Raw genomic sequence first — 10557 nt, 5'->3', positions numbered from 1 at the left:
GAATCCCTTCCCATACGGTAGATACAATTTGCTTAATGGTTTCCCAGGCACCAGACCAATCGCCAGTGATCACCTGCATAACTAATGTGATAATGCCAAGAATAACATTTAGGACTGTTTCTATTATCGTCTTGATAATATCCCAAGCTGTTGTAACAACGAGCTTGATATTCTCCCAAACGGCTGTTAGATAAGGCCCAATTAAATCCATAATGGTGGTGATTACCGTCGAAATGGCATTCCAGACAGTTGTTGCAGCATCTTGAATCAACTGGTGATTTTCCTGCCACCAAGAAACCAAGGTTCCCCAAATTTCCATCACAAAGTCTACGACTGTCTGAACGATGAAAGAAACAGCTGAATAGATAGCATTCCAAGCATCCGTAACAGCCGTTCTGAAAGCTTCATTATGTTCCCATAGTTCCTTAATACCAATGACCAATAAAGCAACAGCCGCTATCACCGCAAGTACAATCCCTACAATCGGAGCAGCCGCAGCTAACATCCCTCCAATCGTCGTCCCAAGAGCTAAAGCTGCAGCTTGTAAGGCTACAATAATGGGTAAGAGAATACCCGCAACAGTCACCAGTCCACCCACAACCAGAATGAACTCCCGCACAGGTTCCGGAAGATTCACGAACCATTCCGCAACACTTTTTAAAAGCGGAACAAGTTGTTGGAGAAACGGAGCTAGGGTTTCTGCAATCGCTCCTCCAACTTCGGCCATGGCCTCTTTAGCTGCATTTTGAGCTAAGGTGAACTGATCAATAGGGTCAAGTGTTGCTTCATAGGTGGAAGCAACCACTCCCTTTGCTTTTTCTGCGGTTCCTGCTAAATCATCAAAAGATAGAGCCCCCCGCTTAATGGCATCCACCATCCGTGGAGCAGCTTTAGTACCAAAGATACTGGATGCAAGCGTTAAGGCTTCCGTTTCACTAGTGCTGTTTCGGATTTGTTCGACCGTTTCTTTTAAGCCTTCACTCAGTGTCTTTCCTTTAGCTGCATAGTTGACTGCTGCTTTGGAGAGAGAAGAAAGAGCAGCCGAAGAATCGACCCCACTTTTTTCAAACTGCCCCATAAGAGCCACACCCTCATCAAACGAAAGTCCTAAAGCCTTAATTTGTGGAGCACCTTGGATAGCTTTGTTCATCAAATCCTGAACACTGACTCCAGTCGCCTGGGCCGTATAAGTGACAGTATCTAAGACTCGATTTAAATCACTCGTCTCAAGTCCATAAGCTTCAATAGCTTGTTTTGCAGAAATAGCTGATTCCGTCACGTCCGAACCATTGATTTCTGCGTACTTAATCAAAGTCGCAGAAGCGTCCTTTAAGGCATCACCAGTCAACCCAAACTGGGTATTAAGCTCACCAACAGCACTGCCCACTGTTTGAAAGTCCGTTGGAATTTCAGTCGCAAGGCCTTTTGCAATATCTGTCATCTCATCCAGTGCTTTTCCGCTGGCACCGGTTTTGGTGACGATGATATCCATCCCTTCGTCCACTTCTCGAAAAGCTTCCAGTGTTGCTTTTCCGAAGTCAATCAGCTTCTGACTGATTTCGCTCAGTTTTTCACTGAAGTTGGCTAGAATCTCAGACCTTAGAAGATTGTTAGTTTCTGCTAAGCTGTGGTTAGCATTATCACTTGCCCCACTCATGCTGCTCATCTCATCTTGCAGATGATGATAAGCTGTCTTGGTTTCATTGAGTGACTTTTCTAGTTTATTGGCTTCAACTGAGTTCTCACCGTATTCAGCCTTGGTCAACTCTAACTGCCGTTCTAAATTGGCAATCTGTTTCTCGACAATCTCTGACTGAGCCGCAACCTTTTTCTGAGCAAGGGCCAGTTTTTCAGATTCACTGGCATTACGGCCTAGCTGACTTTCTTGCAACTTAAAGGAGGAAGCGGCTTTCTCACTCTCTGAAGCTAGTTGATTTTGTTCAGCTCCTAAAGCAGCTAGTTTACTTTTGTTGCTGGTGACACTGGAGCCATTTTGCTCCAAAGCTCGGTTTACACCCTCTAGCTTATTCTCATAGATTTTGAGAGTGTTCTGAGTGATTTCGACCTCTCTTTGAAAAGCTCGATACTGATCAGCTCCGATTTTCCCGCTTTGAAACTGAGCTTCTACCTGAGATTGGGCTTGACGTAGTGTCTCTAGCTTCTCTTTGGTTGTTTGAACTTGCTTGGCTAAAACCTCTTGTTTCTGAGTTAAGAGAGTGACATTGCCTGTGTCAAATTTTAGTGCCTTATCAATTTGTTTCAGTTCTCGGCTTGCTTCTAAGGCTTCGTGGTTCACCCCTTTTAGAGCTTTTTGTAAGGGCTGGGTATCGCCTCCAATTTCAATTGTGATTCCTTTAATCGTTCCAGCCATACCGTCACCTCCTTACCACCACATCAAAAATTATCAAAGTCTACCTGCGTAGCCTTGCGAGTTCTATCTGCTTCTTTGGTACGCACTTCCACATAGTCTGTCTGATAGTCCAGCGCCATGCCAATCGTTATCTCTTTTAAATCTGACATGGATAGTCCTGTCTCTTTACAACAGTGAAGATAGGATTCTACCGTGAAGGTTTCGCTACTCGCTTCTTCCGACGCATCGACTTTTTTCTGGTGGTCATTCCTTGATTTAACAATTCCATCAGAACCGGTCCTACTGTTTGAAGCGGAAAGTCTTCTAAGCCCATAAAGAACTCTTCAAAAGGTTCAATAGATGGGTTAGCTGATTTGGCAAAAACCCAAAAGAGCCTGTGAAAAAACGTCATATCAAAATCCGCCAACATGCTCATACCCACATCCGATGCAGATAAAGTTTTGCCTTCTTCTAGCTGTTCAGCTTTTTTTAGAATCGACTCTGCCTGCAACATTTGAAACAGATCCTGAAAGTAATCTTTCCCAAATTCTTTTTTATAGGCAATCGGTGTGTAAGCATTAGTAGCTAGCTCAATGTTCTTACCTGATAACTGAATCGTTTTCCTCATGATTAACCTCCTGGTTTCACAGTTGGTTCATAGACTTTTGCGAACCAAGTCTTTTTGACATCTTCTGGGGTATCTTCTGTGGTCCTGCGACGGACTAGCTTATCAAGCGGCCGAGGACTGGCTTTGAATTTCAATTCCACTTCATTGATGTCTGAACCGCTCTTTGTTTTAGAAGCTACTGTTGGCCGGCTTGCATAACAATAATAGAGCACATGGAGCGTTTCTTTCTTATCCCCTTCAAATCGGAACATCAAGGCAAAGTTTTTCTTCTCACTGCTTGCGATTTCTGAGATGACTTTACTCTGGGCATCAATCGTTTCTCCTAACACTCGGGTCAAAAATTCCTGTGTCAAAAGAGCCAGTTTCAGAGTTCCTTCATAGCCATCATTAGATTCTGTCGTATAAAAATTGATGTTGTCTGCTTTATATGAACCAGAATCCCCTTGTGGCTCCAAGGTCAGCTCTGCGGCACCCCTAAGTCGCTCCACTGTCCCGTAGGTCAGCGCCCCATCATCTCCTTCTTTGGTTACTTCTGCCCAATGGACATCCTGCAAACCAAAGGTGACTTTATTTTTCTCCATCGGATTTTTCCTTTCTATTGACTTAAATGATAAATAACCTGATACAGCTTTTCTGTATCCAAATAGGTTTCTTCCTTGTCAAAAAAGAGAGAATGACTGTCGAGTGCTGCTTCTATTTTCTCTTCTAATTCAAGGTCTTTTTTCTCGGTATAAAGCTCCAGTCTGACTTGACTTCCTTTGTGATAAGCCAGATTATCTGCGCCATAATTCTGAGAAGCAGGAAACCAATACACCACAAAGGGAGGAGCTGGACTATGCCCCTCCTCAAAATGATGATAGGCACAGGGTAAACCTAGACTGTTCAAAAATGAAAACCACTCATCTTTTTTCATAACTTCTCCTTCAAGCGCTCTTCAAATTGGCGAATCATCTTTTCTTCAACAGGAGCAATATGCCGAATTCCTTCAACCCTGCCACCGCCTCGTTTAGCATGACCATTTTCAAGGAGGTGTGTCAGTCCTGGTGTTCGATTATAAATCGTTTTTGTCAAAGCTAGATTCGTTTCTTTAGTCACAGTAGAGTTCCAGCCTCGAGCATATTTCCCCCGCTTTTTCGGAGAATGTTTCTTTAACTCATTAACAGCTTCCCCCGTGCTGTCTTCCACCACTGCTTTCACTGTTTCAGTAGACCTTTCAACATAATTCTCCAACTCCTTTTGAACAGCTCGAGCTAGGTCAGACGGGTCAATTGTTGCCATATTGTACCTCCTCTGTCGCATCTATCAGGATTATCTCCTGAGGATAAGTTAACGAATCAATGGCCTTGATATTATAAAACTTATCCTCAAAGCGAAGACGAGTGGTTTGACTATCCAACTCTCGAATGGAAGAGTCGTAGCGCAGCGTAAAGCGTAACTGATGAATATTCTTGACCATTACTGTTGTAGTGCCTTCCATTTCAAGAAGCACCTTGCAGGAACACCACCTAGAAAACAATTGCTGCCACTGACTGCTTTCATTGCCAATAGCATCTTGCACAATGACTCGTTTTTCAAAGAAAACCCGTTTGCTTAATGGAGCTATCTTCATCAGAACACATCCCTTCTGTGAGCAGAAAGAAGAGCCTTGAGGAGTTCTACCAAACTCTCCTGCCCTCCTTCTTCTCGGTGCTCGTAAAGATAAGCTGTCCCAAACAAAACAATCGTCTGAAGGAAGTCAACTTCTTTCTCCTCCGTCACTTCCTCTAGATTCTTGCGTAGGATACTAGAACACAACTCTTCACTGGCAGAAATCATGACTTGAATCAAGTGGTCATCCTCTGAGTGTTCGACTCTCAGATAGTTCTTTGCTTCCTCCAAACTAATCTTCATGAGAAGCCTCATTTCATGGTCAAGACTTTAACCGCTTCATTCAGAATCAACTTGCCGTCCACGCGCTGACTAGCAAGAAAGCCAACTTGACCGCTTTCTGCATAGAGTTCATTCAGGCGCTTAAAGGAACGTCCTTGACGGTCCGCAATCCAGTAGTAAGAAAAGTCACCGAAAGCCAAAACTTTTTTACCTGTATCAATGGTTGGCACAAAGCTAGAGGTGAAATAAGGACGATTCAGAATCATATCTGGTACACCAGCTTGAACAGATGGCTGCCAAATATAGTTGCCGTTATTGTCCTTGAGTTTCCGTAAAGCTTTTACGGTGGAGTCGTTCAAAATCCATACTGCATTTTTCCGATAAGGTGATTTAAGCGAGTGATACAAATCCATGACATCGTCAAAGGTAATCGTCGCACCACCACTAGTCGCCCCTTCAGTGACCGTTTGAAAAATTCCAGTTGGCTTACCTGTTCCATCACCAATCAGAAAAGCTTCTTCTTCCTTCACACCAATACGACGAGCAAATTCATTAGCCATATAGCTTTCCAAATCAAAGACGGAATCATAGAGCAGCTCATCAGAAATCTTAATAGCTGTTCCAACCTTATGGGAACCAAGCGTTACTTGACTAAAGGTATCTTCTGATTCCTTGAACTTAGAGTTCTCATCCATCCAAGTGGCTTCACCGTTCCCTGACACAACTGGAATCTTCCGCTCCCCGCTTGAAGTCTGAATGACCGTTGCAAGACTCCGCATGAAGTTTTCTTCTTGAAGAGCCTGGATCAGACGTTTCTCATATTCATCTGGAACCAAGTAACCGCCACGTGAGTCGTCTCCAATACTGAGGGTATTTTCGATATCATAGAAGTTTTTCTTGCGGATATTGTTCCAAAAAGCTGTGTTATAGGCTTTAGAGGAACGTCCGCCTTTTGGATTTCCTCCGCCTACAGTTGGATTGGCGACAATGGCTTGACTAACCGGACTGGCTAATTCCTTGTCCAGTGCTTCCTGCCGCTCCAAGCGTTCAATCTCTTTACCAAGGCGAACAACCTCATCTTCCATTTCTTCATAACGGGCCGTATCTTCTACAGAAACCAGCCCCTTATCATCCCGACAGGTATCCAGAAAGCTTTTTGCTTTCTCCCATACCTGCGCTCGTTTTTCTCGCAATTGTAAAATTTTACTCATGGTTATTCCTTTCTTATTTCAAGAGTGACAACCGTTTCTCTAACTGAGAAACTGGTGTTTTGGGCTGAGGTTTTTTATCAGCCAATTTTAAAAGCAGCTGGTTGGTCACCGCTGCTCGACTAAACATCATACTTTGAACCGTCCCATCTTCATGAGGTGCAGGCTCATACAAAATAGAATCCGCAAACCCAAGTTCAAGAGCCTTCTTAGCATTAAACCAAGACTCAGCATCCATCAAGTGGGATAGCTGTACCCGAGATAAACTAGTCTTAATTTCATAGGCATTGAGAATGGACTCTTTGACTTCCGATAACATAGCAATGGCCTTCTCCATTTCTTTAGAATCGCCAATTGCGACCGTCATCGGATTGTGAATCATCATCATAGCAACTGGACTCATATTGACGGTGGTTCCCGCCATAGCAATAACACTGGCTGCCGAAGCTGCTATGCCATCAATATTGACGGTCACGTCATCCTTGTAGTCCATTAACATATTGTAGATTTGAGCTGCCGCAAAGACATCTCCACCCGGTGAATTAATCCATAAGGTCAATGGTCCGGTGCCACTCATGAGTTCATTCTTAAAGATTCGCGGAGTCACATCATCATCCACCCAGGATTCACTAGCGATTGTACCATTTAGATGCAGCACACGCCCCATTTCATTCTCGCTGAAATTCCAAAATTTATTCATGACTCTCTCCTTTTTGATTTGTTTTCATAAATCCTCCTGCATCTTTTAACTTGGTCATATTGCCATTAATGAGGTAAAGGTCACCCCCTTCTTCTGGCGGGATAGGGTTGAGTTCTTCCAGCTCTCGGATATCATTTGTCGAGAGCCAGCCGTTTTGCCGTCCAATCGCATAGCCGTTCATTCGACTTTGGTAATCCCCACGAAGCAAGCCATCCACATTGAATTTAATGAAATGGGTCTTCTTTTCTTCCGGCAGCAGCAAACTTTTCTTAAGAGCCTGTTCAAACCGAACCACCCAGGGATCCAAGGTATACTTAACAAACTCAAGGGATTGTTGCTCAATGTTAGAGAAACTGGACTTCTCTAAATCTCCTACCATGTGCGGTGGAATCCGAAAGAGACGCGCAATCTCATTGATTTGAAACTTGCGGGTTTCCAAGAACTGTGCTTCTTCAGGCGGTATCCCAATTTGCTTATAGCTCATACCTTCTTCCAGGACAGCTACCTTATGAGCATTTCGTGTCCCCTGATAGACTGCATTCCAGGAATCTCGGACCTTAGCAGGGTCTTTTAAGATACCCGGGTGTTCGAGAACTCCACCGGGGTTAGCACCGTTGCCAAAGAAACTAGCGCCATATTCTTCACAGGCAAGCGTTATCCCCACCGCATTCTTCGCCAGAGCAATCGGAGAATAACCAATCAGACCATCAAACCCTAAGCCTGGAATATGAAGTACCTCTTCTTGTGATAAAACAATGCTTCCTTTTTCCTGAAAATTAGGATTGTCTTCCTCATAACGATTGTAAACATAAAAGAGCTTGCCCTTCTCACTTCGATGAACGCTCATCTGATCCGGTAGCAAAGGATACAGCCCAATCACCTGACCTGAACGGTCACGAAGAATCTGAGAATAGGCATTCCCCCAGATCAAGAGATGGCTCATCAAGGTTTCCCGAAAGACAAAAGATGTCATGTCAGGATTCGGCTCATCATGCAAAAGCGTGTAAAGGACATGTTCCGTATCCTTTGCTTTTCCTCCTTCGGAGTATCGATAAACATGAAGAGGTAAAGATGCAATGGTCTCTGACAGAATCCTTACGCAGGCATAGACCGCTGTCGTTTGTAATGCCGTCCGTTCATTGACCGTTTTCCCACTCGTGGTTCGACCAAAGAGTAGCGAAAAGTCATTCCCTTCATACTTATTTTTGGGCTCTCCCCTCTGTCGTTTTAGTCCTAATCGTTCCAATATTCCCATAGTCATCTCCTTTTCTAGGCATGAAAAAAAGCACCTCGCTTGAGATGCTTTACAATCACTCTTTCAATTGTGGAAAATCTAATAAATTTAAAAGGATAAGATTCCTCGCTCGTCATAAATACTACCGTCATTCTTTTGATGTCGAATGCACCTGTCTAAAGCCATAATGGTCGCGATAATCCCGTCAATCTTTTCGACAGATTTTTCTTTATCAGGCTTAATATTTCCGGCTGGGTCCTGTCTCATGACTACGTTTTGGGCCATCCATTTTAGAACCGGATGACCTCCATGCTGGATTTTACCTTCCATCATGAGTTTATAGTACTCTTTGGAAGGTGGACTCATGTCCTTATAGCCCTGACCAAATGGAACCATTGTTAAACCCATGCCTTCTAAGTTCTGAACCATCTGTGTCGCATTCCAGCGGTCATAGGCAATTTCTTTGATATGATAGATAGTGGACAGTTCTTCAATGTACCGTTCAATAAATCCATAATGAACAACATTCCCTTCCGTGGTAAGAAGAAAGCCTTGCTTTTCCCAGACATCGTACAGCACATGGTCTCGTCTAGATCTAAGAACCAGGGTTTCTTCAGGCAACCAAAAATATGGAAGAACTTGATAGTTCTCTGCTTCATTTCTTGGTGGGAAGATTAGGACAAAGGCTGTAATATCTGAAGTGGAAGATAAATCCAGACCAGCATAACAATCTCTGCCTTTTAGACTCTCCACATCAATCGGCTGTCTTCCTTTATCATAGATATGTTCCGGAATCCAAGTCACAGCTGAATTGGTCCAAATATTGAGTCGCAATTGCTTGAATACATTTTCTTCTGCTGGGTTATCTAAGGCATTCAGATAAGCTTCCCGAACCCGGTCAATCCCAATCGTATGACCAAGGGAGGGATTAGCCTTTAGCCAGTTCTCTTCATCGTTCCAATCATCTTCTTCTGAAAGGCCATAGACAACTGGATAAAAGGTACTATCTTTTTTTCGCCCCTTTAGTATATCTAAGGCCTTGGTATGCAATTCATAACAAATAGAGTTTTTATCGTTTCCTGCTGTCGTGATAATAAAAAAGAGCGGCTGCTCCCTTGCATCACCACTCCCTTTGGTTAAGACATCGTATAAATGGCGATTGGGCTGGGCATGAATTTCATCAAAGACTAAACCTGATACATTGAGTCCATGCTTGGTTCCAGTTTCAGCCGATAACACTTGATAGAAACCAGCATTGGAATAATTGATGATACGTTTAGTGGCTCCCATGACTTTGGATCGTTTCTCCAGAGCTTTACTCATCAAAACCATTTGCTTGGCCACATCAAAAACAATAGAAGCTTGATTTCGGTCACAAGCTGCCCCATACACTTCGGCACTGGCTTCTCCGTCTGCGTATAAGAGATAAAGAGCAATCGCAGCAGCTAGTTCAGACTTCCCATTCTTTTTAGGAATCTCTACATAGGCCGTCAGGAACTGTCGATTCCCATCTTCTTTTACGATACCAAAAAGGTCACGTACAATTTGTTCCTGCCAGGGTAATAAGAAGAATTTCTGTCCCGCCCAGCGTCCTTTGGTATGGCAGAGATTCTGAATGAAGGTTACTGCCCGGTCTGCCTTTTTCTCGTCATAATGAGAAGTTGGAAGCATGAAGGGAGAAGGGATGTAGTAATATGTCATAAGCGCCCTCCAAGTAAATCTTCCATTTCATCACCTGACCCCACATCTGTATCCATCGAAGCAAGTCGTGTTCTGGAAGATGGAGTCAAGCCAAACTGTTCACAGAATTTAAGCATGATTTTAAGATTGGTCTGAGAAATAGAAACTTGTGGCACTTGTTGGAGATAGCTATTGGGAGTTTTGATGATAGAGCCGTGTTTTGAAAGAAACTCTTCTGCTTCCTTCCAGCGTGCATAAGCTTGGCAGTAACCTGCAAAAGCTGTCATATCCATATCAGTTAAAAGTCCCAATCCTTCTAGGATTTTGCCCATACGCTTCCATTCTTTCTTGGCATCTTCTTCAAGCCAGGAAGGGCATCTAGGAGCTTTCTTCTTAGGCTGTATTTCATTCTTTGGAAGTGGACGCTTGCCAGGATTCCCTTCTAAGATTTTTAAACTAATTGGTTTGGGCTTTCTGCCCTTCTGTGCCATGCCCTCACCTCCTTCAGCCCACAAGAAAAAAGTCCGAAGACTTAATTTCTTATGAATCGATTTTCTCTACTTCATCAATGCCATGTAACACATGGAGTTGTCGGCCATTGTCCCATTGAACAACCAAGGAACCAATATCATCTACATCTTCCACCGTTCCCAACATACCAATTGGCACTGGATTCGGGTCTTCCATTTTTAAGAGCCGCACCCTTGTTCCAGCAGGATACCGCTTTTTTAATAATTCTACAATCTTCGCATTCATCTTTGTTCTCCTTTGGGGTTCAATTTGTTCAATGGTATAATACCTCTATTATACATATTTATCCAGTTATAAGAGATAATTATTCGAATATTTTTTGACTTTCAAGAGTGGTCTCCACAATCAATTGCTCAA

At 43.3% G+C, this 10557-nt stretch carries 14 protein-coding genes; all 14 read right to left on the bottom strand.

Features of this window, described 5'->3' with window-relative positions:
• A partial coding sequence (locus GMD6S_RS10555; RefSeq protein ID WP_000929214.1) for a phage tail tape measure protein occupies nt 1–2371 on the bottom strand: 2371 nt, incomplete at its 3' end.
• 23 nt (nt 2372–2394) lie between these two features.
• Nucleotides 2395–2520 carry a hypothetical protein gene (locus GMD6S_RS13090; RefSeq protein WP_001281455.1) on the bottom strand — a complete coding sequence of 42 codons (126 nt, stop codon included), beginning with the start codon at nt 2518–2520 and terminating at the stop codon, nt 2395–2397.
• Nucleotides 2521–2558: 38 nt separating this feature from the next.
• Nucleotides 2559–2978, bottom strand: a complete 420-nt coding sequence (locus GMD6S_RS10545; RefSeq protein WP_001232596.1) for a hypothetical protein — start codon at nt 2976–2978, stop codon at nt 2559–2561.
• Between the two features lie 2 nt (nt 2979–2980).
• A complete protein-coding gene (locus tag GMD6S_RS10540; RefSeq protein WP_000414381.1) occupies nt 2981–3559 on the bottom strand; it encodes a major tail protein in 579 nt (192 codons plus the stop codon).
• 14 nt (nt 3560–3573) lie between these two features.
• Entirely contained in the window at nt 3574–3891 is a 318-nt protein-coding gene (locus tag GMD6S_RS10535) for a hypothetical protein (protein WP_000710710.1), read from the bottom strand.
• Nucleotides 3888–4256 carry an HK97 gp10 family phage protein gene (locus GMD6S_RS10530; protein WP_000190823.1) on the bottom strand — a complete coding sequence of 123 codons (369 nt, stop codon included), beginning with the start codon at nt 4254–4256 and terminating at the stop codon, nt 3888–3890. Before GMD6S_RS10530 ends, GMD6S_RS10535 begins: the two co-directional genes overlap by 4 nt.
• Nucleotides 4243–4587 (bottom strand): head-tail adaptor protein, encoded by a 345-nt coding sequence (locus tag GMD6S_RS10525; RefSeq protein WP_000684964.1) that lies wholly within the window; start codon nt 4585–4587, stop codon nt 4243–4245. The genes GMD6S_RS10530 and GMD6S_RS10525 overlap by 14 nt, the downstream gene beginning before the upstream one ends.
• Nucleotides 4587–4868, bottom strand: a complete 282-nt coding sequence (locus GMD6S_RS10520; RefSeq protein WP_008282402.1) for a head-tail connector protein — start codon at nt 4866–4868, stop codon at nt 4587–4589. The genes GMD6S_RS10525 and GMD6S_RS10520 overlap by 1 nt, the downstream gene beginning before the upstream one ends.
• An 8-nt stretch (nt 4869–4876) precedes the next feature.
• Nucleotides 4877–6058: a phage major capsid protein gene (locus GMD6S_RS10515; RefSeq protein WP_000036012.1), complete on the bottom strand. Its 1182-nt coding sequence runs from the start codon at nt 6056–6058 to the stop codon at nt 4877–4879.
• 13 nt (nt 6059–6071) lie between these two features.
• Nucleotides 6072–6755 carry a head maturation protease, ClpP-related gene (locus GMD6S_RS10510; RefSeq protein WP_001032310.1) on the bottom strand — a complete coding sequence of 228 codons (684 nt, stop codon included), beginning with the start codon at nt 6753–6755 and terminating at the stop codon, nt 6072–6074.
• Nucleotides 6748–8010: a phage portal protein gene (locus GMD6S_RS10505; RefSeq protein WP_000511777.1), complete on the bottom strand. Its 1263-nt coding sequence runs from the start codon at nt 8008–8010 to the stop codon at nt 6748–6750. The genes GMD6S_RS10510 and GMD6S_RS10505 overlap by 8 nt, the downstream gene beginning before the upstream one ends.
• 87 nt (nt 8011–8097) lie before the next feature.
• Nucleotides 8098–9690 carry a terminase large subunit gene (locus GMD6S_RS10500; RefSeq protein WP_000222988.1) on the bottom strand — a complete coding sequence of 531 codons (1593 nt, stop codon included), beginning with the start codon at nt 9688–9690 and terminating at the stop codon, nt 8098–8100.
• A complete protein-coding gene (locus tag GMD6S_RS10495; RefSeq protein WP_000057466.1) occupies nt 9687–10160 on the bottom strand; it encodes a phage terminase small subunit P27 family in 474 nt (157 codons plus the stop codon). The genes GMD6S_RS10500 and GMD6S_RS10495 overlap by 4 nt, the downstream gene beginning before the upstream one ends.
• A gap of 49 nt (nt 10161–10209) precedes the next feature.
• Nucleotides 10210–10425 carry a DUF4314 domain-containing protein gene (locus GMD6S_RS10490; protein WP_000992184.1) on the bottom strand — a complete coding sequence of 72 codons (216 nt, stop codon included), beginning with the start codon at nt 10423–10425 and terminating at the stop codon, nt 10210–10212.
• Nucleotides 10426–10557: the final 132 nt, after the last annotated feature.

The sequence above is a fragment of the Streptococcus sp. GMD6S genome (assembly GCF_000297015.1).
Note: the sequence above shows the minus strand (reverse complement) of the source record. Positions and strands in the feature narration are given on the sequence as shown.

Coding starts and splice junctions, on each gene's coding strand:
- GMD6S_RS10510 (WP_001032310.1), bottom strand. CDS start 6,755: ATGAATAAATTTTGGAATTTCAGCGAGAATGAAATGGGGCGTGTGCTG.
- GMD6S_RS13090 (WP_001281455.1), bottom strand. CDS start 2,520: ATGTCAGATTTAAAAGAGATAACGATTGGCATGGCGCTGGACTATCAG.
- GMD6S_RS10495 (WP_000057466.1), bottom strand. CDS start 10,160: ATGGCACAGAAGGGCAGAAAGCCCAAACCAATTAGTTTAAAAATCTTA.
- GMD6S_RS10490 (WP_000992184.1), bottom strand. CDS start 10,425: ATGAATGCGAAGATTGTAGAATTATTAAAAAAGCGGTATCCTGCTGGA.
- GMD6S_RS10530 (WP_000190823.1), bottom strand. CDS start 4,256: ATGGCAACAATTGACCCGTCTGACCTAGCTCGAGCTGTTCAAAAGGAG.
- GMD6S_RS10545 (WP_001232596.1), bottom strand. CDS start 2,978: ATGAGGAAAACGATTCAGTTATCAGGTAAGAACATTGAGCTAGCTACT.
- GMD6S_RS10540 (WP_000414381.1), bottom strand. CDS start 3,559: ATGGAGAAAAATAAAGTCACCTTTGGTTTGCAGGATGTCCATTGGGCA.
- GMD6S_RS10525 (WP_000684964.1), bottom strand. CDS start 4,587: ATGAAGATAGCTCCATTAAGCAAACGGGTTTTCTTTGAAAAACGAGTC.
- GMD6S_RS10505 (WP_000511777.1), bottom strand. CDS start 8,010: ATGGGAATATTGGAACGATTAGGACTAAAACGACAGAGGGGAGAGCCC.
- GMD6S_RS10515 (WP_000036012.1), bottom strand. CDS start 6,058: ATGAGTAAAATTTTACAATTGCGAGAAAAACGAGCGCAGGTATGGGAG.
- GMD6S_RS10535 (WP_000710710.1), bottom strand. CDS start 3,891: ATGAAAAAAGATGAGTGGTTTTCATTTTTGAACAGTCTAGGTTTACCC.
- GMD6S_RS10500 (WP_000222988.1), bottom strand. CDS start 9,690: ATGACATATTACTACATCCCTTCTCCCTTCATGCTTCCAACTTCTCAT.
- GMD6S_RS10520 (WP_008282402.1), bottom strand. CDS start 4,868: ATGAAGATTAGTTTGGAGGAAGCAAAGAACTATCTGAGAGTCGAACAC.